The sequence below is a fragment of the Streptomyces sp. TRM68367 genome, from assembly GCF_014495685.1.
In the GTDB taxonomy this organism is placed as follows: domain Bacteria; phylum Actinomycetota; class Actinomycetes; order Streptomycetales; family Streptomycetaceae; genus Streptomyces.
Window position 1 is genome coordinate 25660 of sequence record NZ_JACTVI010000059.1, and the last position, 23227, is coordinate 48886.

Sequence of the window (23227 nt, forward strand, 5' to 3'; positions counted from 1 at the left end):
CATCCCCGACGCTTCTTCCCCGCGCTGTTCACCCCATCAGGTGACTAACCTGCTGGTGGCCTCACGATCCCTTCCCGAACGCGTAACGCACCGCCTGGGCACGGTCCTTGAGCCCCGTCTTGGTGAAGATGTTGTTGATGTGGGTCTTCACCGTCGCCGTGGAGACGTGCAGTCGTCGGGCGATCTCCGGATTGCTTAGTCCCTCGGCGATGAGCACCAGCACCTCGGTCTCCCGCGCTGTGAGCCCGTCCGGCGGCCCGGCAGGCTCCGCCGGTCTCGGCGGCCCGGGCTCCGACAGGCGCTCCAGCAGCCGCCGTTGGATGCTCGGCGACAGCCCGGCGTCGCCCGACAGCACGTCGTGCACGGCTCGCACGATCTCGTCCCCGGTCGCGTCCTTGGTGAGGTAGCCGCGCGCCCCCGCTGTCAGCGCCGGGAACAGCGAGTCGTCGTCCGCGTAGGTGGTGAGTACCACGACCTGCGTCGCCGGGTGCTCGGCGCGGATCCGCGCGGTCGCCTCCACTCCGTCGCAGCGGGGCATGCGCAGGTCCATCAGCACCACGTCCGGGGCAAGTTCGGCGACGAGCTGCACCGCCTCCTGCCCGTCCCCGGCCGCACCCACCACCTCGATGCCGGGCAGCAGCCCCAGCAGCATCACGATGCCCTCACGGACCACGGTCTGATCGTCCGCGACCACCACACGCGCGGTCTCCCTCTCGGCCTCCTCCGTCACACCGGCACCTTCAACGTCACCACGAACCCCTCCTCGCCCGGCCCCGCCTCCAGCGAACCGCCGAGCAGTTCGGCACGCTCCCGCATGCCCAGCAGACCGTACCCGGCTCCGGACCCGCTCAGCTCGCCCGGCGAGCCGCCCGAGTCTCTTACGTCCAGCGTCACTTCGTGCGGGCCGTAGTCCAGCAACACGCTGACCTTGGCGCCCGGGGCGTGCTTGCGGGCGTTGGTCAGGGCCTCCTGGGCGACTCTGCGCACGGCCTGCGACGCCTCCGCCGGCAGGGGTCTGCGTTCACCCGTGACGGTGACCTCGGCACCGGGCGCCGTACCCGCGACACGGGTGAGGAAGTCCTCCAGCGGGCTCAGCTCCCCGCGTAGCGCGGACAGGGCCTGCCGGGTCTCGGCGAGCCCGTCGCGCGCCATGCCCCGTGCCGCCACGACCCGGTCGAGGATCTGGTCCCGGTCGGCATCCCGTTCGAGCAGCAGCCGGGCCGCCTCCAGGTGCACGAGCTGCGCGGAGAGGCTGTGCGCCAGCACGTCGTGGATCTCCCGGGCGATCCGGCCCCGCTCCGCGAGCGCCGCCGTCTCCGCCTCGGCCGCCCGCGCGGCGCGCTCCTGGGCGAGCAGCCGCTGGGCGCTGCCCCGCGCCTCGGCGTCCAGCCGCAGGACGTATCCGGCGAGGGCGAGCCCCGCTGTTGTGACCGCCGAGGTCAGCCAAGGGTCGTCGTTGACTGCGGCGTACGACGCGAGGGACACCGACGCAACGGGCAAGGCAGCCGCCATGGGCAGCCGTTCCAGGGCGCAGATGGCACAGCCGCACCACAGGACGAGTGCGGCGACACCCAGATTGGTGAACTGGGCCACGGCTGCGCAGCCCAGGAGTACGGCGATGAGGGCCAGGGACGGCCACAGTCTGTGCGCGTACGTGGTGCGGAAGAAGGCCCATGCGACGAAGCCGGCCAGGAGGATGCCCGCGGCCGCGCCGACCGCGGCCCAGCCGCGCGCGTGGGAGTCGCTGACGACGCCCCACAGCAGCATGCCGAGCACGAGCGTCCGGATGACCGCGGCGAGCAGGCGACGGGGGCCCGAGATCCCCTCGCGGCCGAGCGCCTCCCGGGACGGCCAGCGCGTCCAGGTGTGCTCTGTCACACGGACTCCCTTCGCGCGGGCCGGTACACGCCGTGCCCGTACGCCGTGCCCGTCGGCGCGGCCGGGCGCAGGAGCTGAGCGCGCCAGGCCAGGATGCCCGAGCGGACCAGGAGCGTGCCCGCGAGGGCGAGCAGCAGCGCGGAGCTGTCCTGGTGCACGCCGATGGCCGCGCCGAGCGCGAAGAGACCGGCGCGCAGGCCGATGCCGACGATCCACACGGCGGCGCTCGCCCCGGTGCTCCTGCTCCACACGGTGCCGTCCTCCGCCGCCCATATGCGGGTGGTCCAGGCCCAGCCGGTTCCGATGGCCAGGCCCACGAGCACCTCGGTGCCGAGCAGCAGGGCCGACGCGGTGAGGTGATGCGTGTCGAGCAGGCCGGGCTCGCGGAGGGCGACGACGGTCAGGACCACGGGCGGGACCCACCAGCGCCGCTCGTCGTCGATCCGGTTTGGGCGGAACTGCCGGACGATCACCAGGCCGGCAACCGCCACGATCACCAACGCGTCAACGAGCCCGGACATCACAGCCTCCGTGTGCGAGGAAGGGAGAGCCGGCAGCGAGTGCCGCCGACGCCTTCGACGCTACGGAAATCGCCAGGTCGCGGGGTCGGAGCCCGGGTGGATCATGGGTGGATACCCGACCGGGCGAGGACTCCACCCACGGGTGGACACACCCGCCCTTTCCGACTCCGGCACCGGCACCGGCACCGGCACAACGCTCACGGCCGCCGATGACGTGACGAGGACACCTCACCGGGCCGCCCGGCGCCCGACAACGAAATCGACACGGTCGGCCGGCGCTGAAATCCGATTCGGCCGGGGCCCGGTGAGGCCCCGGTCCGAGCCCGGCGCAGCGTCCCGCAGCGGCTACGCGTCGATACGCGACCGGTCCAGCGTCGCCGCCGAGCTGGAGATGAACTCCTTGCGGGGAGCCACCTCGTTGCCCATCAGCAGATCGAAGACCTGCTCGGCGGCCTCCAGGTCGGCGAGGTTGATCCGGCGCAGGGTGCGGTGGCGCGGGTCCATGGTCGTCTCGGCCAGCTGGTCGGCGTCCATCTCGCCGAGACCCTTGTAGCGCTGGATGGAGTCCTTGTAGCGGATGCCCTTGGTCTGGAACTCCATGAGTGTGTCGCGCAGCTCGCGGTCCGAGTACGTGTAGACGTACTTGTCCTGGCCCTTCTTGGGCTGGATCAGCTCGACGCGGTGCAGCGGCGGCACGGCGGCGAACACCCGGCCCGCCTCGACCATGGGCCGCATGTAGCGCTGGAACAGGGTCAGCAGCAGGCAGCGGATGTGGGAGCCGTCCACGTCGGCGTCGGTCATCATGATGATCTTGCCGTAGCGGGCCGCGTCGATGTCGAACGTCCGCCCGGATCCGGCTCCTATGACCTGGATGATCGCACCGCACTCGACGTTCTTCAGCATGTCCGTCACGGACGACTTCTGGACGTTGAGGATCTTTCCGCGGATCGGCAGCAGCGCCTGGAACTCGGAGTTCCGGGCGAGCTTGGCCGTACCGAGCGCGGAGTCGCCCTCGACGATGAACAGCTCGCTGCGGTCGACGTCGTCGCTGCGGCAGTCGGCGAGCTTGGCGGGCAGGGAGGAGGACTCCAGGGCCGTCTTGCGGCGCTGCGCGTCCTTGTGCTGGCGGGCGGCGATGCGCGTACGGGCCGCGGCGACGGCCTTCTCCAGGACGACCCGGGCCTGCTGGGCCGCGTCGCGCTTGGTGGAGGTCAGGAACGCCCTGAGTTCCTTGGAGACCACCTGGTTCACGATGCGGCGGGCCGCCGAGGTACCGAGGACCTCCTTGGTCTGCCCCTCGAACTGAGGCTCGGCGAGGCGGACGGTGACGACCGCGGTGAGGCCCTCCAGGGCGTCGTCCTTGACGATGTCGTCCTCGGCGACGCGCAGCAGCTTCTTGGCCCGCAGCACCTCGTTCATCGTCCTGGCGACGGCCTGCTCGAAGCCGGCGACGTGGGTGCCGCCCTTGGGGGTGGCGATGATGTTGACGAACGACCTGACTGTCGTGTCGTAGCCGGTGCCCCAGCGCAGGGCGATGTCGACGCCGAGTTCCCGCACGACCTCGGTGGGGGTCATGTGACCGCGGTCGTCCAGCACGGGAACGGTCTCCTTGAACGTGCCCTGCCCCGTGAGGCGGAGTACGTCGCAGACCGGCTTGTCGGTGGCCAGGTACTCGCAGAACTCGCTGATGCCACCGTCGTAGCGGAAGGACTCCTCGCCCTTGCTGCCGCCGTCGCCGAGGCCGAACTCGTCACGGACGACGATGGTCAGTCCGGGCACCAGGAAGGCGGTCTGGCGGGCGCGCTGGTGCAGTGTCTCCAGGTTGAGCTTGGCGCCCTTGAGGAAGATCTGGCGGTCGGCCCAGTACCGCACGCGCGTGCCGCTGCGGCTCTTCGGGATCTTCTTGGCCTTGCGCAGCCCGCTCTTCGCCTCGAACTTGGCGTCCGGCCCCGCGGCCGCGAAGGCACCAGGGGCGCCGCGCCGGAAGCTGATGGCGTGGGTGTGGCCCGCGCGGTCCACCTCGATGTCGAGGCGGGCGGAGAGGGCGTTCACCACGGAGGCGCCCACGCCGTGCAGACCGCCGGAGGCGGCGTACGAGCCGCCGCCGAACTTGCCGCCGGCGTGCAGCTTGGTCATGACGACCTCGACGCCGGAGAGGCCGGTCTTGGGCTCGACGTCGACCGGGATGCCGCGGCCGTTGTCACGGACCTCGACCGAGCCGTCGTCGTGCAGGATCACCTCGATGTGGTCGCAGTAGCCGCCGAGGGCCTCGTCCACGGAGTTGTCGATGATCTCCCACAGGCAGTGCATCAGGCCGCGGCTGTCGGTCGACCCGATGTACATGCCAGGGCGCTTACGCACGGCTTCGAGCCCCTCAAGGACGAGCAGGTGCCGCGCGGTGTAGTTGGACCCGTCCCGGTCTGCTCCTGCCAGCAGCGCAGTGGACGGCACGGACGTCTCGGCGGTCACGCGGTTCGCTCCTCGCTGAATTTCATCTGGGGCCCATCTGGGTAAGGGCTCGGCTCCATCGTCGTTCAGAGGGTACCGAGGCCTGGTAGAGCCGTTGTAACGCCACCCTCCTCTGAAGTCACACTAGTCCAGAGTCGCATGCTTGTTCGATCCCTCGATGGAGTGAAGTACATATCACGTTCCCTTCGAGGCATGAACCATTTAGGCTCCGGGCACGTCCTCATGAACAAACCGGCAACCAGCCGGGAGGACCAGACACTGACCGACAGCGCGAACCCGTACGACACACAGACACGCACTACGGCACATTCGCCGCCAAACCGGCAGCAGACAGCCGCCTCCGAGAGATTTTTCAAGGAGAAGCCACGAGCGGGAACGTTTTGAGGCTGGTTGGATGTTGACCCTGGTACGACAGCTCGTCGAGCTAGAGAAGAGGCGACGTGACTACTGTTCTGACTTCCGCGAGCCCGCTGACGGCCGCTGATCGATGCGACCGCTGCGGCGCCCAGGCCTACCTGCGCGTCGTCCTGCTGAGCGGCGGAGAACTGCTCTTCTGCGCCCACCATGGTCGCAAGTTCGAGCCGGAACTCAAGAAGATCGCCGCTGAGATACAGGACGAGACGGAGCGCCTGACTTCCGCTCCGGCATCCTCCGAAGAAGAGCGCTGACACTCGCGTCCGACGAGCCAGCCCGGCACAGGCCGGTGAAAGGGCGGCTGCTCTTGCCGAGGCAAGGGCAGCCGCCCCGCTCGTGCGCTCGGCGCAGCTACGCCCGCGCCCAGCCCAGCGTCCGCAGGATCTCGGCCACGCGCGTGTACACGCCGGGACTGCCCGGCCGTCCGCAGCCGCTGCCCCAGGACGCGAGCCCGATCAGCCGCCCCTGGGCGACCAGCGGGCCGCCGCTGTCCCCCTGACAGGCGTCCGGGCCGCCCCGCGCCTCCCCGGCGCACAGCATGCTCGCGGCGCGGTACGTCCCCTCACCACCGCCCGGATACGCCCGTGCGCAGTTGGCGTCGGGCAGCACGCGCGCGCGTGCCGCCCGCAGACCGTTCGGGTACTGACCGGCACCCGTGGCGTCGCCCCAGCCGTAGACCATGGCCCTCGTACCCGGCGCGTACGCGGGATCGCCGGCGGCGGCCATCCCGATGACCGAGCCCGCGGGAAGGGGTTCGGCGAGAGTGAGCACGGCGAAGTCCCCCGAGTTGCTGTAGTCGTCGTAGCCCGGGTTCACCCAGGTACTGCGCACGGGAACCTCGGCACCCCGGTCCGAGAGCAGGTTCGTGCGGCCCGCTATGACCCGGAGGTCCGGCACCCGGTCCGGCGGCGCGCCCAGGACTTCCTCGTCCATGCAGTGGGCCGCGGTAAGCACGGTGGTCGGGCCGACCGCCACACCCCCGCAGAACTGCCCCGCGCGCGTACCGCCGAACCGGTCACGGCTGGACAGCGCCACCGTCCACGGACTTTCCGACACATCGACCGGGAAACCACCGACGACGACACTGTCGGCGGCCACGGGGCCGGCGGACGCCGTTGGTAGGGCAACTGCCGCCGCCACCAGCACCAGCGGCCGGGCCAGCGCCCGGACAAAGCGACCTCGCATGCGCACTCCTCACTCTGAGGTGATCATGGGACACCCAGAGTGATCCAGCTCAGCGCGTCCCGCATCCGTGGGACAGCACGAAGGCCCGGCTCCCTGCGAGGGAACCGGGCCTTGTCCGTCGTACGGGCCGCGACCTAGTCGAGGTAGTCGCGCAGTATGGATGGGTGAGCGCTGTGCTTGACCTGCATAAACGCAGGTCGATGAGGAGCGTGCGCCTTGAAATATCCTGGATTTATCACGATCGCGGCCTCCGGCTGAGCCGATAGATGCCGTAGGTAATGCCGAGGATGATGTCCACGGCGGCCCATAGCGCGATGATGAGGCCAACACCGAGCGCAGTACCAACGTCCCCGGCCTCCTCACAGATCCGGAGGTCTTCGCCGGTCAGACCCTCACATGAGGGGTCGTCGCTGGCCGCGTTAACGCCCGTGATGATCCAGATCACGAACAGCAACTGCACCAAAAGGAAGATCCAGAGGAAGATCCTTCGGGGCCTCTTCATCTTCGCACCCGAGGCGGGAGGCGACGGACCCTCGGGGCGAGGCCCCCACTGCGGGGGCTGCGAAGGCGGGGTGCCAGTCATCAGCAGAACCTTCTCGACGTGCGAGGCAGGCAGCTCCGATATGAGTGCGTTTTCGACGTTACACCCCACTGCTCCGCGGTCGACGCTCTCGGCATGCAGGGCTGCCCTCACGGGGCCGCGTCTCATTTCAACGGTCCCCGGCGCGAGCGCGGTCCCGCACGAGGTCGATGGCGACGGCCAAGGTCCTAGCCGCCGACGAATCAATACCGGCCAGTAGAGCAGGTGAAGGGACATAGCAGGCGTACTGTCAGGAAACATGAACATCCGGAACTGCCTAATAGCTGCACTGGCAACAACCGGCCTCGTTCTCGGCGCTACCGCCTGCGGTGACGACGATGAAGTCGCCCCGACGCCGACGCTGACCGGGGTGGAGGGGGTGTCGCCGCCACCGGCGTCCCCGTCGCCCACACCTCCGCCTAAGCCGACACCGTCGGAGGCGCGCGAGCTGAAGGCCGGGCAGATCATCACCGTCACGACCGAGGACGGGCCTGCTGAGATCACCCTGCTGGCCGTCCACAACGCCACTGCGATCGGCGACGCGAAGGCAGATGCCGGACAGCAGTACGTCGTCTACACCATGCAGGTCAAGAACCTCAGCTCGACCGGCACGACCGAGTGGAACACCTCCTGGCTGGAAAGCCCACGCTGGTCCGGTACCAACAGGGAAGCCGTCAGTCCTGTCTTCGTGATCGGACCCGAGGATCCCAAGCTGATCCCGTACGACCCCTTCTCCAGCACGCCCGAACCGCGCCCCGGCGAGCATGTCAAGGCAACGGAGGTACTCGGAGTCCCCAACAACTCCGGCACGCTGCAGTTCGAGGACGACGCTGGCAATGCACACTTCAACATCGTCATCAGGTAGTAGAAGGGCTCAGCTCCACAGGACGAACCCGCACCGGCTGCACGTCCGGCGCACGAGCGTCCCGCAGCGGCGGCGACCATGGCGCCCGCCACCACCGGAGGCAGGGAAGGGCCGCCCTACTCAACGGCCAGGATCTCTGTCCAGCGGGCCGCGTACCCGACTTCACGCATACCGGGCCGCATGTGCCGCTCAGTCCGCGACGTGCGCTTCCTCCGCTGCAGCGCTCTCCCCCTCGCCCCGGGCCTGCTGCAGCGTCTCCGCGATCGCCGCGAACTCCTCCAAGGCGGCTTGAAGGTCCTCGACGATCTCGGCGGCCAAGATCTCAGGCGCGGGCAGGTTGTCCGCGTCGTCGAGGCTCGGGTCGCGGAGCCAGGTGATGTCGAGATTCGCCTTGTCGCGGGCGATCAATTCCTCGTACGAATAAGCCTTGAAGCGTTCCGTCTCCACGCGCTTGGAGCGGTCCTCCTCAGGGCGGTAGCACTGCACGAAGTCTTCGAGGTGGGCCCGTGTGAGGGGGTTCTGCTTGAGGGTGAAGTGCTGGGCCGTACGGAAGTCGTAGACCCACAGCTTCTCGGTCCAGGGGTTGTTGGGGCGGGCCGGCTTGCGTTCGAAGAACAGCACGTTGGCCTTGACCCCACCCGCGTAGAAGATGCCGGTGGGCAGGCGCAGCAGCGTGTGGACGTCGTACTCGTTCAGCAGGCGCCGCCGGATGGTCTCGCCCGCGCCGCCCTCGAAGAGCACGTTGTCGGGGACGACGACCGCCGCCCGGCCGTGGATTTCGAGCAGCGAGGCGATGTGCTGGACGAAGTTCAGCTGCTTGTTGGTCGTGGTGACCCAGAAGTCGCGCCGCTCATAGGCGATCGCCTCGCGAGCGGCAGAGCCGTCCTCGCCGTAGACGGTGATGGACGACTTCTTACCGAAGGGCGGATTGGCCAGGACCAGGCTCGCCCGCTTGTCAGGCGGGGCGGCGAGGGCGTCCTTGGTGCGAACCAGTGCGGGTCCGGTGGGCTGACCGATGCCGTGCAGGAAGAGGTTCATCGCGGCGAGACGGGCGGTGTTCCTGACCAGCTCGGTGCCCCAGATGCCGCCGCTACTGAGGTGCGCGCGCTGATCGGGGGTGAGCTGCTTGCCGTACTCGTGAAGGATGTACTCGGCGGCGGCCAGAAGGAAGCCGCCGGTTCCGCAGGCGGGGTCGGTGATCGTGTCGTCCGGGGTCGGACGGACGCAGTCGATGATCGCCTGGATCAACGAGCGCGGGGTGAAGTACTGCCCTGCACCCGACTTGATGTCCTCCGCGCCCCGGGATAGCAGCTCCTCGTAGGCGTCGCCCTTGATGTCGGTCTTCTGACCCGACCAGTTCTCCTTGTCGATCAGGTCCTTGACCAGGCGCTTGAGCTTGGCAGGGTCGTGGATTCGGTTCCTGGCCCCATTGAAGATCAGATGGAAGGTGGTGGCCTTGAGCTGGTTTCCGAGGTCCTCGAGCAGCTCGGTGTACGCGGCTTCGAGCGCGGCGCCGTCGTTGTTCAGCAACTCGGGCCAACCACGGCCCTCCCAGACCGATCCCTCGGGCATGATCTGCTCGCGGAACGTGGGCGGGCGGGACTGCGCCTCGTGCGCCATCTTCAGGAACACAAGAAGCGTCAACTGCTCGACGTAGTCGATGGTGGAGACGCCGTCGTCGCGTAGGACGTGGCAGTAACTCCAGAGCTTGTCGACGAGCCGACGGGCCTCGGTCGTGGTCACGAGGGGATCTCCATGTCGAGGGTGGGCTGAGTGGCGGTGGCGAGGGCTGGAGCGTCGGCCGGGGGTGGCGGAGGCGCGTCCGGTGCCTGTGCGGTGTCCGGCGTGCGCTTACGTTGCGCGGGCGTCCGGCGGGGGCTTCGGCGCCGGGGCTTGGTTGCTTCGGCCGCCTCACGCTCGGCGCGGATGCGGTCAAGTAGGGCGTCGGCGGGATCATCGGCGGGGTTTTGTGGGACGAGTCGGCCAGCGAAGGCTTCGACGAGGAGGGAGCGGCGGAGAGCGTCTCCCTTCAGCGAAGCATCGTCGACGGCGCTAGTAAGACGCCGCACTGATTCATCGATCTCATCCAGTGCAGCGGCCAGTGAATGCTGTTGCTGGAGCGGAGGCAATGGAATCGGCAGCGAGGCCAACTTCTTCAGGTTCAGGTTGTACTGTCCCGCGGTCGACGCAGCTGCCGCCTCAATGAGTCGCCGCCACGAACGAGTAGAGAGAACCTTGGCCACCCAAGTAGGGGAAGAGATATCCGTATTGATCCTGAAGCGGATCAAGTAAGACGCGAACGCATAGTCAGTATCCTGCTGCGAGACCGCTACTCGCCCGATCAGGTCTCTACTCCCATTCGTGCGGACAACGAGCAAGTCGCCAGCTCTTACCTTGTAGCCCTGTAGGTCGAGGTCTGAGTCCAACGCATACTTGAGGTCAGCAGCATCGATGGAGCCACTTTGGATGTTCGGAATACGCAACACCGGACTGCCAGTACCGTCATAGCCGCACTTGGTGGACGTACCGTAACCAGATGAGTGCGAAATATCACCCAGTCCCACCATCCGCCATTCCTTCGGGAGTACCTTTTCCGCGACATCAGGGCTCGGTGAAGGCACGATTTCACGTTCGCGACTCGCTTTGTACGCCAGCAACTTCCTGCGCATGTCCGCCGCGTTGCCTTGTGCTGCATCGAGCCGCGATAGTTGCTCTTCCAGCGCAGCAACGATGCGCCGCTGCTCCTCCAACGGAGGCAGCGAAATGCATACCCTCTTCAGCTTCGCAGTGCTCAGCGTATGCAACCCACTGGTCGAAGCCGCCACACTCCGCAGTTGCTCTGAGACCACAGGCGAGTTCCACAGCAACTCCAGGAATCGAGTCGAAATCGCGGGACCTGGCCGTACCCGGATCAAGTGATTCTGGTGCACACAGTTCTCGATCTCACCATTCCATCGAGCGGCCCGCCCGAGCTGGGAAACACTGCCGTTCCCCTCCACAACAAGCAGATCACCGGGGCGGAGTACGAACCTCTCTAGCTCACCTCCGAATAGTTCGATTTCATGCACATCTCGGAGATCAAGGGACCCGCTGGCGACATTCGCGACCCGAAGAAAGGGGAACTTGTTGTCAACCGGGCGCCGCTTCTGCTGCTTTTGGATACCTCCCTGCACCTCGGCGATCTCGTCGAGGCGGACCCGCACCCATCCGCTAGGCAACCCACTCACGCACCCAACTCCCGTCCCAGCTCATCCAAAATATCGGCCCCCCGATCGGCCCCGAATTCCCTCAGGAACCCGTCCACGCCCCCGCGCTCGATGAAGGGTACGTCCTTCAAGTGCTCGGGCTCGATCGCCGCATCCGTCGCTATCACGTCCACCATCCGGTCCAGCCACCACACCTGATCCGCCGTGAACGCCGCCCCCGCCTGGTCTTGCCGGGCCCGCCACGCCGCGTACCGTTCCTCCACCAGCGCCCGGTACGGCCGTACCTCCTCATCGAGCCCCAGCTCGAACCGCAGCAAGCCGATCAGATCGACGACGCCTGCCGCTCCCCGTGGATGCCGAGCCGCCTTGCCCAGCTGCACGTACGCGTCGTACAGCCGCGCCGGAGTCCACTGGAACGGAGGACGCTCGATCTTCCGCGCCAGATCCCGAAGGCGTCGGTAGACCTCTTTTGGATCCCGCCGCTCGCTGAACGCGATGGTGAACGCGGCGACCTCGTCCCGATGGTCCTTCAGGTACTGCTGCCAGGAGGACACACGCCGAATCGCCAGCTCGTCCGCCGTGATGCCGCGCGCCTCCTTCACCTCGTCCACGCTCACCTCGTCTATGACAATGTCGTGGGCGCGGCGCATCGACATCAGTCGGTCTCGCAACTCACGGTTCGAAGCGATCGGCTTCAGGGCCTCCAGCATGTCTTGACGGACCTGCCCCTGGCCGCCGATCCGTCGGGCCCGCTCCTGCTGGTCGGGGTCGACGGACCGGACCAGACCGCCGACGATCTCCTGGAGCGGCTGGCCGGCGAGTTCCTCGACCTCCTCGCGCTCCTCCGGAGTGAGCTGCCGGTCAAGGCGCGCCAGGCGACCCGCGAGTGTAGCGACCTCGTCCTCCGTCATCGCCAGACCGGCCGTCTTGGCCATCAGCCGCTCGAGCGGAATCTTCCGCTCGGAGACACGGTTGAGCGGGCGTGCGTCCACGCGAGGCGAGTCCGTGACGCCGACCGCGTCGACGATAACGAACCGCTCCTTGACCTCGGCGTCGGGCGTGACCGCCTGGAACTCCGCCGGGTCCACCGTCCGCGAACCCCGGCCCTTCATCTGCTCGAAGTACGCCCAGCTCTTGACGTCCCGCAGGAAGAACACGCACTCCAGCGGCGGGATGTCCGTCCCCGTGGCGATCATGTCCACGGTCACCGCGATACGCAGCTCGGGGCTGTTACGGAACGCCTTGATGAGTTCGGCAGGCCGCTTCGCCGCATGCGTGATCTTCCGGCAGAAGTCGTCGCTCTCGCCGAAGACCTGCCGCACCATCTGGACGATCTCGTCGGCGTGGTTGTCGTCCACGGCGAAAATCAACGTCTTGGGCACATGCGTACGCGACCGCTGGACCTCCCCCTCCCCCACCGGCGGGAAGATGTCCGTGAACAGGTGCTTGCGGAAGGTCTCGAGTACGAGCTTCAGCTGGCCCTTGCTGATGACCTGACGCCCCAGCTGGGACGCCTTCCACTCCAGATCCTCCTCCAACTCCTGGTACCGCTCCCGCCGGGTCTTCCGCTCCCGCATCGGCACGACCGTCTCGGCAGGAATCGTTCCGCCGCTCTCACCCAGCTCCGTACGAATACGGAAGACGTCGAAGTCGACGTTCACGCCGTCGGCGACGGCCTGCTCGTACGGGTACTCGCTGACCAGGTTTTGGAAGAAGAACCCGAAGGTCTGCATGACCGGAGTAGCGGTCAGGCCGACCAGGTGGGCGTCGAAGTACTCCAGGACCGCACGCCACTTGCCATAGATAGAGCGGTGGCACTCGTCGACGACGATCAGATCGAAGGACTCCGGAGGCAGGGCCGGGTTGTAGCCAACCTCCACCGGCTCGTCGACGAGGTCGTACCGGTCGAGTGCCTCGTTGTTGTCGTCCGCGCTCGGCACAGCCTGGCCCGTCAGCGCGAGCCACAGCCGCTGCACTGTGGACACCACGACATGCGCGGAGCCGAGGACGGTGTCGCCCGCAAGGCGCTGGACGACGTACAGCTCGGTGAACTTGCGACCGTCGTCCGGGGTGTCGAAGTTCTCGAACTCGGTGGCGGCCTGGCTGCCCAGGTTGTTGCGATCCACGAGGAAGAGCACGCGCTTGGCTTCCGCGTGCTTAAGCAGCCGGTAGCTCTCACTGACCACCGTGTACGTCTTGCCGGCGCCGGTCGCCATCTGAATCAGGGCGCGCGGGTCGTCCTTTGCCAGGGAGCGCTCCAGGCCGTTGATCGCCTTCTCCTGGGCCGGGCGCAGCGGATCCGGGTCGAGGAAAGTCTGGGGCAGTCGGCGCATCCGGGCACGCAGGGTCGGCGCCGTGGGGTCGGCCTCGGCCTCGTCGATCCAGCGGGCGATCGTCTCCGGGCGGTGCACGGCGAAGACCTCACGCGTACGCGGGGAGGGGTCGAGTGCGTTGTGGAAGCGGACTGTGTTGCCGTCGGCCACGTACCGGAAGGGCAGGCTGGCGCGCCAGGCGCTGAGCTGCTGGCTGCGGGTGAGCCCGGTGGCGTAGCGCGCGGCCTGCTGCATGGCGGCCTCCAGGTCGGCTCCCTCCCGCTTGGCCTCTATGACTCCCACCAGGCGCTGGTCGACGTAGAGGAGGTAATCGGCGCGACCGACGGCGGTGGAGACCTCCCTCACGGCGACGCCCCGGCCCGCGAAGAGGTTTTTGGCGCTGTCGTCCTGGACGGCCCAGCCCGCCTTCTCCAGGATGCGGTCCAGCTCGGCACGGACCTGTGCCTCGCTCATCGGCGGGCGGGCCGCCTTCTGCGCATAGGCGATGAATTCGTCGCGCTGTGAAGCCCCGCCCAGCGGTCGGGCACTGCTACGCGTTTCCAGTGCTGGGGCGGTCAGCTCGGTGATCTTGTCGCTCAACTCGGAGATAACCTCGTGCAGAGCAGCACGTTCGGCCTCGGCGCGGGCCAGTTCCGCCTCAGCCTGCGCACGAGCGGCCAGCTCGCGCTCCAGCCGGCTCTGCTTGCCGTCGTACCGGAGTCGGGCCTCCTCCAGTTTCCGGCGGTAGGCGTTGAGTTCGCTGCGGAGCTGCTCCAACTCCTGTGCGTCAGCAACCGTCTCGGGGACGGGTGCAGCGGACGGGGGCGCGGGCGCCAGGAAGACGCGGTGCGTAGTGTCGGACTGGTCGAGAGAGCGGTGCAACCAGTCACCAAGGCGGAAGCACGTCTCCACCGCCTGGAGGGCGGCGCGCACGTTGGCGTAGTACTCGTGGACCGCCCGGTTGCCCGTCGTGCGGATTGCCTCGAACCACGCACGTACCTGGGGGACAAGGACGTCCGCCCGGGTCAGGGCATTGATGCGGTCGACCTGTTTGTTGCCAGGAACGGTGACGTTGACCAGGGTGACCAGGTGTTTGGCCATGATCTCGCCGTAAAGACGAGCCTTCACCATGGCCGCGTGCGGATCGGTGTGGACATACGACTCCGCCGCACAGCCGAGTGTCACCAGTAAAGGCTCGTACTGAAGCAGGTGGCCGAAGTTGGCCGAGCCGGCGGCCAACCGCGCGACCTGCTCGTCGTCCCCACCGGACGGGCCAACCGCCTCCGTCACCATGCGTTTTCCCCCAGAGTGCTGGTCGTTATGTCGTGTGCAAAGCCTCGTAGAATGACATGAACAGCTGGCAATGGCAAGGACTTTGGCCAATAACGTGTTCGACGGGTCCGGGGCGTCCCTGGAAGAAGACTCATCGGGGCAAGCGTCAGAGGGGCGGAGCGGGCTCCGTCGGCCCTCACGTGGTCGACCGTCACCCCCCGGCCTCCACTCGCTCAGCCGTGTCACCGGATCCCTGGCCTCCCAGCCGCAGCTCTGCGGAGATGCTGGGAACGAAGTCCAGCGTGCCGCTGATCAGCGCCCCAAGCGTGTCCTCGGCGTGATCCTTCAGGGAGGCTACGGGCAGGCTCTGGGTACCCCCGAAGGAGCGCTTGGAGGCTCGCGCAGTGAACTCCGCGCGGGCTGCTGCGGGCGGCGTCCAGTCCGTGGAGAGCGGCCACCACCTCGCCGACGAGGATGCGCTTGACCGCCATCAGGTGCGCGGTTCCCCACCTCCCGGCGCTCGGTGACCGCGGGGATCTCGGCATCCGTCCACTCGGTCAGCAACTGGAGGTACGGCTCGGTCAGGTGGTCCGGGATGGACATGATCCGGCCGTAGACGTCGTCGGGCGACGCCGTCAGGCCCACGTAGTTGCCCTTGCTCTTGCTCATCTTGGTGCCCGTGCCGTCGGTGCCCTTCATGAGCGGGGTGGTGATGACGACCTCGGGGGCCTGGTCCGAAATCTCCATGACCTTGCGGCACATCTGGTGGTTCAGCAGCTGGTCCACGCCGCCGAGTTCGACATCGGCGTCGATGGCCACTGAGTCCCACGCCAGACGACGGAGTTGACGAACTCGGCCACGGACAGCCCGTGTCCTTCGGCGAGTAGGGTCGGAAGTCTTCGCGCTGGAGCGACATGGAGACACCCGAGCGAGGACCCCGACGGGTGGCCTTGTTCAGCCACTCGCCGTTGAAGCGCAGGTCGGCACGCTCGAAGTTGATGAACGGCGTGACCTGCTGCTGGTAGCCGCTCAGGTTGGGCGACGGGCGATGACCTCGTCGGTGAGGGGCGGTCGCTCCGAGGAGCGTCCCGACGAGTCACCGATCTTGACCGTTACGTCGCCGATGATGAAGACGACGTGGTTGCCTATCCGCTGAAACTGGCTGGCGATGATGATCGGCGCCGCATGCAGACGCAGGCTCTCCCCCGGCTTCACGCCGAAGAGCGCCTTGCCGACGGCGGTGATGCTCTCCTCGTCGCCTGCGGACGTCAGTCAAAGTACCGCGCGTTCGTCATAGCTGACATGCAGATGATCGACGACACCCTCGATCACCTCGTCGGCGTCCAGGGGAACGTTATGGGTCACGCGGTCGTCGCCCAAGTCCAGCGCGGTACAATACCTGATCACGCCGTGGGGTGCGGCACACCCAACATGACCCTCAGCACCGCGGTCTGTCGTGTTGCTCAAGGATTCTGCTCACCGAAACGAGCGACCGACCTGCGAACCGACCTGCGAACCGACAGCGCATGCACCGCGGCAGGTGACACCCCCACATGCCGGCGCCAGGGTCGGATAGGTTCCGGGAGGGTGTCCGGGGTGGACTCAGAGGTCCCGGACACCCCCCGATCTCGAAGTGGCCGAATCGCGAAATGTTCAGCTGGGCTGGGTGCGTTCGCGCACCTGCCACCCGACGTACGTGACGGGTGGCGATAGCGGCATCAGGAATCGGAGGCTGTCCGCCTGGGCACACTGCGCGGCCGAACCTCGATGTCGGTGTCACGATGCAGCAGTCCGTTCACGAAGCTGCGGCTGCGCCCCAGTTCGTCAGCGATGTCCTGGATGGTGGCGCCGGCGGCATATCGCTCGGCGGCGATCTTCGCGTACCTCTCGCGCTCAGCTCCGAGGACGTACCTGCCGTTGTTCGGGTACGGGATGTGTGCCATCCGGGGCTCCTGGGGCTCGTGTTCGACCGGTACGGCCATGTTCACAGACTTCGTTGCGTTACGAAACAGTGACCATGCGGCCCTTTCGCTCGCGGTAGCTTCTGCGGGGATTTGTCCGGTTGGATGGCCGGGCTTGACGTAAACCCAACTGGTGCCACCCAAGTCCCCTCGATACCGTTGGCAAGCTCATGAGAACCCTCGCCCCACCGGGAGTCATTCGTGAACGGCCGCCCCACCTTGCTCGCAGCCGCTGCGCTGACCTTTGTAGCGGCCCTGTCGCTGTCCGCCTGCGGGAGCGGTGACGACAACTCCAAGGGCAATGACAAGATTGCGGGAGCCGACGTGGGCAACGAGAAGTCCGCGTCGCCGAGCGCCAGCCCGCCGGACTCGGCCGGACGCCCCGAGATCAAGCTCCCGTCGGACGTCAAGGACACCTTCACCCCCGAGGGGACCGGTGACCCGGTGAAGGACGCAGTGCTGCGCGACAACGCAGAGATGATTCGCGCCATGGACGCCGCCATCGTCGCTGGCGACCCGAAACTGCCGGCTCTGGGCTTCTATACGGAGGGCGAGGCCGCTGCGGCTGCGCACGAGTGGGTCAAGGGGTATGTGGACGACGGCCTGACCATCACCGGAACCGTGCGCTACTTCGACCGGAATGTGCAGGTGAAGTCGAGGGATTCTGCAACGATCGGCTACTGCGCAGACGAGACCAAGGGCTACGACAAGGTCATCAAGACCAGCAAGCTCAAGGGAACCAAGGCGTCCAAGGACAGCTACGTCGCCTACACCGGACAGATGCGTCTGAACAAGGACGGCATCTGGGAACTCACCAAGATCACTTCGACTCGCGGAGCCGCAGCGTGCCAGCCGTGACGAAGCCTCTAAAATGTGCCGTTGTTGGAGCAACTGCGGGAGCGTTGCTGTTGTCCCTGGCGCCCGCTGCGGTGGCAGAACGAGATAGAGGCCGTGGCGGGTCGTACGGTGACGGACCGAGCAGGGACACCGATGCCTCGGCCGGAGCCGATGGCGCCAAGCTCTCCTCAGCCGTCTCCGGTGTGATCGTCTTCGACCGCTCGAAGAACGGCAGCGGCAACTCGGCTGGCGCTGTCACCTCGACGACGTCCTGGACTCCTCCCGCTTGCTACTACGCGCCGAAGCACACGCCCAAGGAGCTTGAGGCGCAGATGCAACAGGTGTGGGGAAGCAGCGCGCCCAGCCCCGAGTGGAACCTGAAAACCAAGAAGTACTTCCTCAAGGGCGAGCCCTACAAGGACTTCAACAAGGACAAGGCGGGCAAGGGCTCCTGGTGGGACGCGTACACCACTCCAGGGCGCGAGGCTGACCCGGCAGCCCAGGACTGTGACGAAATGCCCTTCTGGGTCGACGAGGGTGACGCACCGCCGGCCAATATCCCTCAGGCGATCAATCCCGAGATGCTCGCCCAGCTCGCCTATGCCGAGATCCGCGTCCCGTCGACCAAGGTCGAACTCGCTCCGCAGAACGCCACGAAGGTGAACCTGCCGACCTGGGCGTGGCTGAATACCGCACAGTTCAAGCCGGTCTCCGTCACTGCGTCGGTCCCGCTGCTCGGTCTCAGCGCGACCACCACTGCCGAACCGGTCTCGTTGAAGATCGCGCCCGGCACGGACGACGCCGTCACATACCCCGCCTCCGGTGAGTGCGAGATCCGTGATGGCCAGATCGGCGAACCCTATGCGAAGGGCAAGGCCGACGAGACCCCGCCGTGCGGCGTGAAGTACCTGCGCTCCTCGGGCGACGGTTCGTTTAAGCTGCAGGCGACCATCACCTGGAAGATCAACTGGACCAGCACGACGGGGCAGGGCGGCGACCTTCCGAACGGCACGTTCGGCGCTGATCAGGACGTCGTGGTCCAGGAGATCCAGGCCGTCAACCGCTGACCGGGAAGCACGGGGAGTGAGCATGTCGAAGGAGTCGGATCTCCAGGTCGACTTCCACCTGCTGTCCACGAGCGCGAAGCAACTACGCGATATCCGCGATGAGTTCAACGGTCTGGGTGAGTGGAAGAAGGACGTCAGGGCCGTCGTCGGTGACCCCCGCGTCCAGAAGGCCATGGGCGACTTCGTGGACAACTGGGACAAGAACCGCAAGCGCCTGATCAAGGAGATCGAGGAGGTCGGAGAGATGGTCGAGACGACGCGTGACGCCTTCAAGGGCCTCGACGACGATCTGGCCAACGCCACCAAAGGGAAGAAGAAGTAGCGACTTGGGCGCCGACCGACCGACGGCGCTCGTTACTCCGCACGGGGGAATCTTGCATGGCACGGTCGGCTGACTGGTCTCCGCTCGCCGAAGCGGATCCTGTTCCTGGTGACCCGGACGGGATCCGCGACGAGGTCACGCACATGAAGAAGATCGCCAAGAAGCTCCGTGATCAAGCGGCAGCCATGCAGGCGATCGCCGACAGCGATGGCCTGAAGGGGAAGTACGCGGACAAGATCGGCGAGAAGGCCCGCGGCCTGTCCAAGCGGCTCGACCTCGCCGAGGACCGTTACCGGGAAGTCAAGGGGCACCTCGACGGCTGGGCGGACGACATGGAGACCGCCCAGAAGAAGGCCGATCGGGCTCTGCGGGACGCCCAGGATGCCCGGCGGATCATCGACGCCCACAAGCCGGACGACACGAAGGGCGGCACGAAGAAGGACCCCGACAAGGGTGGGGCGTCCGAGGACCCTGCCGTCAAACGGGCCGAGGAAGATCTGGAGGAGGCACGCCGGAAGCTGAACTCGGCGGTGTCCTTCTACGACGAGCGCGCGGATCACTACACGGGCAAGATCCGGTCGTCGATCGACGACGACATGGAAGACAGTCTGTGGAACGACTTCAAAGCGTGGGTAGGCGATGCCGACTGGCTTGACGGGCTGGCCGAGGCGTTGAGCTGGATCGCGACGGGCCTCTCCGTTCTGGCGATTTTCTTCCCGGCTTTCGGTGTCGTGGCTCTGGCGCTGACTGGGGCGGTCGCCTTGATCCATTTGACCCAGGCCCTAACCGGAAATGGGTCGTGGTTCGACGTTCTCATGGACATCGGCGCACTGAAAATGGCGAGAAACGGAATCAAAGCCGCCAAGGCAATCAAAGGGCTGCAGAAGGGTGCTCGCGAAGTCGCGGAGGGCCTTGCCAAGAAGCAGGCCAGGCAGGAAGCACAGCGCGCGAGTGCTGCCGCGCGACGTGCAGGAGGCAAGGCTGGCCGCCTCCACAGGACCGCCGACTTCCAGAAGGCCAAGAGTGCTGCCCGCCAGGTGAAGCAGGCTGAGCTGCCCCAGCCCACCTTGCGGGAGTCGGCCAGCGTGTTCGGCGACAAGGCAATCATCAAGCAGGTGAAGGACATCCGGCTCTGGCGCGATCAGTTCCCCACCAGCGCGGCGCTGAACGAAAGCGCGGCCGCCGCCGGCAAGCACCTCAGCGCCTACCAGGGATCGTGGATCGTGGGCACCGGCCTCGATGCCGGCGACAAGCTGGCGGGCGAGCTGCCATGGACGTCCGACGAATACGATCGCACGAAGGCGCGGCTCTCCGCGCCTGTCGGTTCCCAATGGTGAGGGAAACAAGCTGGTGACGGACGAATCAGACGCGGCACCGCAACGCCGACCGCGCAAGGTGCGCCAAGGACGCGTACGGAGCCCAGGTCAGCGCTCCCCGCGCATTTCTTCCAAAGGGATCCGCTCGGCGCGGGCCGCCCAGGACGCGGCTCATGGCACCTCACACACCTCACAGGTCGGCTCCTCCCAAGCTGAATCTCGCGAGGAGCTGCGCGGTGACCGATACCGATACACGCTACTGGCAATCTGCATGCTGGCGTTCGTGCGGGTTGCTCTGTCTATGGCCACGAGGAGGATCCAGGGCGAGGCGCTTCTGCCGCTTCCGACCTGGGAGTGGAGCGCGGCTGCTCTCACCCCTCTGCTGGTGTGGCTCCGATTCCGGGATCCGGCTCTGCGAGGGAGGGTGTTTCAGCTGGAGTCGCACCTGCGGTTCTTCAGCGGCTTCTATCTCGTTTACGCCCTGCCCTTTGCCCTGCTCGACGGCCGCTGGCAGCTCTGGCCTGCGGTGATCTTCAGCGTTTCGGTATTCGTCGGCATCTGGTACACGAACAAGCAGAGCGCCGACCATGGCTGAGGTCACCTCCCCACCCACCGGTTACCGTCTGCTCCTCCCTTCGGACTGGGTGCAGATTCCGCTGCGCCAAGGCAAAACAGAAGAAATCGTGCACAGAATTGCCACCGATGCATTCCGGCGCGCACCCGGTGACATACCGCGCGACAAGCTGACACCGCTCCGGCTTGAGATGGAACGCAGACTCCGTGCCGCCATCGCGGACGCTCGGAAGGCCAAAGCGCTGGAGATCTACCTGCCGATGCGGCTGTCGGGCGAGATGAACCTCGGCGCATCGATCGTCGTCTCGGAGGCTCGGCTGCCCTCACACTCCGCTCCCAATGCCTCCGCCGTAGCGGTTTCCGATCCGGCCGAGGTCGCGGCACGCTTGATCTCCCGGAGCAATGGCACGGAGTTGGATCTGAGCAGCGGAGAGATCGACGGTGCCCTCGCGGTGCGGCAGGAACGCGTCATGCCCGCCGATCCTGGCCGCGGAGCTGAAATGGCCAGTCGCAGAGTGGATTACCTGGTGTCCGTGCCCGGCGATCCCAGCCGGTGGTTCGTGGCTGCCTTCTCCACCATCGGGGCCGGAGACCCGAGAGACGACCTGGCCGACGCGCTCGTCGAATGGTTCGATGCGTTGATGGCGACCTTCCGATGGAGCTGGGCATGACGGAGAACTGGGTGGATCTGGAGCACGAGTTCGATCTCGTCATCGACTACGACGCGAGCCTGTGGCTCGAAATTCCACCCCGTTGGGATGAGGAGTCATGGAGCGACATCGACTCCTGGGCGAGCGAGTGCGCCGAGTTGTTGTGGCGGTCACACGCCCAGGACCCGGGCGAGTCCGGGATCCCGTTTCTCGCGGGCACGCTGCGGCGCTGCGCGGACGCGTTCGCCCCGGAACGGTTCGACACACGGGCTCTGCTGCATATCGCCTCGCCAACGAGTACGCCCCTGCCTGTCTTCGCCGCAGTGCGGCCTGCAGAAGCAGAAGAGGAAGGCGAACGCGAGGCGGCACTGCGTGCCCTGGTACAGGCAGATGATCCGGATGCAGTCGAGCCTCCGGTCGTCGAGACGTTCCACACGGAGAATCTCGGGGAGGGCGTGCGCGCACTGCGGTACGTACGCCAGGACGACGCCCCGGAGGTGCTGGCCTGGCTGAGGTACGCCTGGCACGACGGTGAGATCGATACGGATACGGTCCTGTGGACCGCCACAGACGACGTCGGTCAGGTCATCCAGGCTGCGAAGGACATCGAGAAACTGGCGCACAAGATCCAGATCCGTATCTGGGACGTGGACCCGGAGGACTAGATGTGTTGTCCGGACAGGTTGGTGACGCGGCTGGCGGGGGTGTTGCCGCTGATTCCGGTGTGGGGTCGGTGGTAGTTGTACCAGTCCAGCCAGTCGGGAAACGCTGCCTGTCGTTCGGCTTCTGAGGTGTAGGGCCGGTGGTAGACCCATTCCTCGAGCAGGGTGCGGTGGAAGCGTTCGACCTTGCCGTTGGTCTGCGGCCGCCAGGGCCGGGTGAAGCGCGGGCTGATGCCCAGGTCGTGGCAGGTATTGCGCCAGGTGTTCTTGGTGTAGGCCCAGGCGTTGTCGGTCAGGACCCGTTCGATGGTGACGTCCTGGGCGGCGAACCAGGCGGTGGCCCGCTTGAGGAAGGCTGCACAGGTGGCGGCTGTTTCGTCGGGCAAGTCTTCGGTGTAGGCCAGGCGGGAGTGGTCGTCCAGGGCGGTGTGCAGGTACAGGTAACCGCGCCCGGTGCGGGCCTGGTTCTGGCGGCCGGCGGCCCGGCCGAGGACTTTGTGGCCGCCGCCGTCGGGGATGCGGCCGAGTTTCTTGACATCGATGTGGACCAGTTCGCCGGGTCGGGCGCGTTCGTAGCGGCGGACGGGTTCTTTGGTGGCCCGGTCCAGCGTGGCCAGGGGCGGCAGGCCATGCCGCTTGAGGATGCGATGGGCCGTGGAGGCAGCAATCCGGGCTCGGGCAGCAAGCCGCAGCGGTCCGATGCCATGCTCGTGCCGCAGCCGCACCACGTCCGCCTCGATGCCGGCCGGGGTCTGTCGTGGTGAACGGTGGGGTCGGCTGGAGCGGTCGTGCATGCCGTCGGCTCCGTGGTGGCGGTAGCGGCCCGCCCAGCGAGCGGCGGTGGTGTGGCTGACCTGGAAACGTTCCGCTGCCCGCCGCACGGGCCAGCCGTCGTCGACGACACACCGGGCCAGACGCAGCCTGCCGGTCGGCGTCAGCGGGGCGTTACGGTGGGACAACGAGGGCCTCCTGGCAGTCGGGTAGATGTCGCAATCCACACCGAACCCAGGGGCCCTCACCCCTTTCAAGGACCACTCAGGGCGTGTCGCCTGTGAGCGATCACGAAATTCCCCAGGTGGAGCGGGTTCCGCGTCACGTAATTCCCCACCCCCGCGGTCACGTAATTCCCCATGGGGA

At 66.9% G+C, this 23227-nt stretch carries 21 protein-coding genes and 1 pseudogene; 9 read left to right on the forward strand and 13 right to left on the reverse strand.

Annotated elements, in window-relative coordinates; genetic code table 11:
* Nucleotides 1-44 precede the first annotated feature (44 nt).
* From H8R17_RS29685 to H8R17_RS29700, 4 genes and pseudogenes are all read right to left on the reverse strand, one after another.
* A pseudogene (locus tag H8R17_RS29685) lies at nucleotides 45-730 on the reverse strand (response regulator).
* Nucleotides 727-1878: a histidine kinase gene (locus tag H8R17_RS29690; RefSeq protein WP_187826312.1), complete on the reverse strand. Its 1152-nt coding sequence runs from the start codon at nucleotides 1876-1878 to the stop codon at nucleotides 727-729. Before H8R17_RS29690 ends, H8R17_RS29685 begins: the two are co-directional and overlap by 4 nt.
* Nucleotides 1875-2399 (reverse strand): DUF1453 domain-containing protein, encoded by a 525-nt coding sequence (locus H8R17_RS29695; RefSeq protein WP_187826313.1) that lies wholly within the window; start codon nucleotides 2397-2399, stop codon nucleotides 1875-1877. Before H8R17_RS29695 ends, H8R17_RS29690 begins: the two co-directional genes overlap by 4 nt.
* Before the next feature lie 345 nt (nucleotides 2400-2744).
* On the reverse strand, nucleotides 2745-4868 hold the full coding sequence (locus H8R17_RS29700; RefSeq protein WP_187826314.1) for a type IIA DNA topoisomerase subunit B: 2124 nt from the start codon (nucleotides 4866-4868) through the stop codon (nucleotides 2745-2747).
* Nucleotides 4869-5308: 440 nt separating this feature from the next.
* Here H8R17_RS29700 and H8R17_RS29705 point away from each other — a divergent pair, with 440 nt between their 5' ends.
* Nucleotides 5309-5536 (forward strand): hypothetical protein, encoded by a 228-nt coding sequence (locus H8R17_RS29705; protein WP_187826315.1) that lies wholly within the window; start codon nucleotides 5309-5311, stop codon nucleotides 5534-5536.
* 97 nt (nucleotides 5537-5633) lie between these two features.
* Here H8R17_RS29705 and H8R17_RS29710 read toward each other — a convergent pair whose 3' ends face one another.
* Complete coding sequence (locus H8R17_RS29710) at nucleotides 5634-6467, reverse strand: trypsin-like serine protease (RefSeq protein ID WP_187826316.1); 834 nt, start codon at nucleotides 6465-6467, stop codon at nucleotides 5634-5636.
* Between the two features lie 235 nt (nucleotides 6468-6702).
* Nucleotides 6703-7161, reverse strand: coding sequence for a hypothetical protein (locus H8R17_RS29715; RefSeq protein WP_187826317.1), 459 nt, complete (start codon nucleotides 7159-7161; stop codon nucleotides 6703-6705).
* A 145-nt stretch (nucleotides 7162-7306) separates the two neighbouring features.
* Between H8R17_RS29715 and H8R17_RS29720 the strand changes: the two genes are divergently transcribed.
* Nucleotides 7307-7912, forward strand: a complete 606-nt coding sequence (locus H8R17_RS29720) for a hypothetical protein (protein ID WP_187826318.1) — start codon at nucleotides 7307-7309, stop codon at nucleotides 7910-7912.
* A gap of 189 nt (nucleotides 7913-8101) precedes the next feature.
* Here the strand turns inward: H8R17_RS29720 and H8R17_RS29725 are convergent, their stop codons facing one another.
* The 6 genes from H8R17_RS29725 to H8R17_RS29745 form a co-directional block, all read right to left on the reverse strand.
* The gene (locus tag H8R17_RS29725; protein ID WP_187826319.1) at nucleotides 8102-9655 is read right to left on the reverse strand and encodes an N-6 DNA methylase; all 1554 of its coding nucleotides are present in this window, start codon (nucleotides 9653-9655) and stop codon (nucleotides 8102-8104) included.
* Nucleotides 9652-11139, reverse strand: coding sequence for a restriction endonuclease subunit S (locus tag H8R17_RS29730; RefSeq protein ID WP_187826320.1), 1488 nt, complete (start codon nucleotides 11137-11139; stop codon nucleotides 9652-9654). Before H8R17_RS29730 ends, H8R17_RS29725 begins: the two co-directional genes overlap by 4 nt.
* Entirely contained in the window at nucleotides 11136-14723 is a 3588-nt protein-coding gene (locus H8R17_RS29735) for a DEAD/DEAH box helicase family protein (RefSeq protein ID WP_187826321.1), read from the reverse strand. The genes H8R17_RS29730 and H8R17_RS29735 overlap by 4 nt, the downstream gene beginning before the upstream one ends.
* A gap of 333 nt (nucleotides 14724-15056) precedes the next feature.
* Nucleotides 15057-15521, reverse strand: coding sequence for a hypothetical protein (locus H8R17_RS47510; protein WP_316959561.1), 465 nt, complete (start codon nucleotides 15519-15521; stop codon nucleotides 15057-15059).
* A 210-nt stretch (nucleotides 15522-15731) separates the two neighbouring features.
* Nucleotides 15732-15917 carry a hypothetical protein gene (locus H8R17_RS47515; RefSeq protein WP_262505605.1) on the reverse strand — a complete coding sequence of 62 codons (186 nt, stop codon included), beginning with the start codon at nucleotides 15915-15917 and terminating at the stop codon, nucleotides 15732-15734.
* A gap of 503 nt (nucleotides 15918-16420) precedes the next feature.
* Entirely contained in the window at nucleotides 16421-16645 is a 225-nt protein-coding gene (locus H8R17_RS29745) for a helix-turn-helix domain-containing protein (protein ID WP_187826322.1), read from the reverse strand.
* A 219-nt stretch (nucleotides 16646-16864) separates the two neighbouring features.
* Between H8R17_RS29745 and H8R17_RS29750 the strand changes: the two genes are divergently transcribed.
* The 7 genes from H8R17_RS29750 to H8R17_RS29780 all read left to right on the forward strand — a co-directional run bounded on the left by H8R17_RS29750 (nucleotide 16865) and on the right by H8R17_RS29780 (nucleotide 22093).
* The gene (locus tag H8R17_RS29750) at nucleotides 16865-17521 is read left to right on the forward strand and encodes a hypothetical protein (RefSeq protein ID WP_187826323.1); all 657 of its coding nucleotides are present in this window, start codon (nucleotides 16865-16867) and stop codon (nucleotides 17519-17521) included.
* On the forward strand, nucleotides 17509-18567 hold the full coding sequence (locus H8R17_RS29755) for a hypothetical protein (RefSeq protein WP_399477452.1): 1059 nt from the start codon (nucleotides 17509-17511) through the stop codon (nucleotides 18565-18567). The genes H8R17_RS29750 and H8R17_RS29755 overlap by 13 nt, the downstream gene beginning before the upstream one ends.
* Before the next feature lie 22 nt (nucleotides 18568-18589).
* Complete coding sequence (locus H8R17_RS29760) at nucleotides 18590-18889, forward strand: hypothetical protein (RefSeq protein WP_187826324.1); 300 nt, start codon at nucleotides 18590-18592, stop codon at nucleotides 18887-18889.
* A gap of 56 nt (nucleotides 18890-18945) precedes the next feature.
* Nucleotides 18946-20226 (forward strand): putative T7SS-secreted protein, encoded by a 1281-nt coding sequence (locus H8R17_RS29765; RefSeq protein WP_399477453.1) that lies wholly within the window; start codon nucleotides 18946-18948, stop codon nucleotides 20224-20226.
* 250 nt (nucleotides 20227-20476) lie between these two features.
* Nucleotides 20477-20800 carry a hypothetical protein gene (locus H8R17_RS29770; RefSeq protein WP_187826326.1) on the forward strand — a complete coding sequence of 108 codons (324 nt, stop codon included), beginning with the start codon at nucleotides 20477-20479 and terminating at the stop codon, nucleotides 20798-20800.
* Nucleotides 20793-21449: a hypothetical protein gene (locus H8R17_RS29775; protein WP_187826327.1), complete on the forward strand. Its 657-nt coding sequence runs from the start codon at nucleotides 20793-20795 to the stop codon at nucleotides 21447-21449. Before H8R17_RS29770 ends, H8R17_RS29775 begins: the two co-directional genes overlap by 8 nt.
* Nucleotides 21446-22093, forward strand: a complete 648-nt coding sequence (locus H8R17_RS29780) for a hypothetical protein (protein WP_187826328.1) — start codon at nucleotides 21446-21448, stop codon at nucleotides 22091-22093. The genes H8R17_RS29775 and H8R17_RS29780 overlap by 4 nt, the downstream gene beginning before the upstream one ends.
* Here H8R17_RS29780 and H8R17_RS29785 read toward each other — a convergent pair.
* A complete protein-coding gene (locus tag H8R17_RS29785) occupies nucleotides 22090-23049 on the reverse strand; it encodes an IS481 family transposase (protein ID WP_187826329.1) in 960 nt (319 codons plus the stop codon). The genes H8R17_RS29780 and H8R17_RS29785 overlap by 4 nt on opposite strands.
* Nucleotides 23050-23227 lie beyond the last annotated feature (178 nt).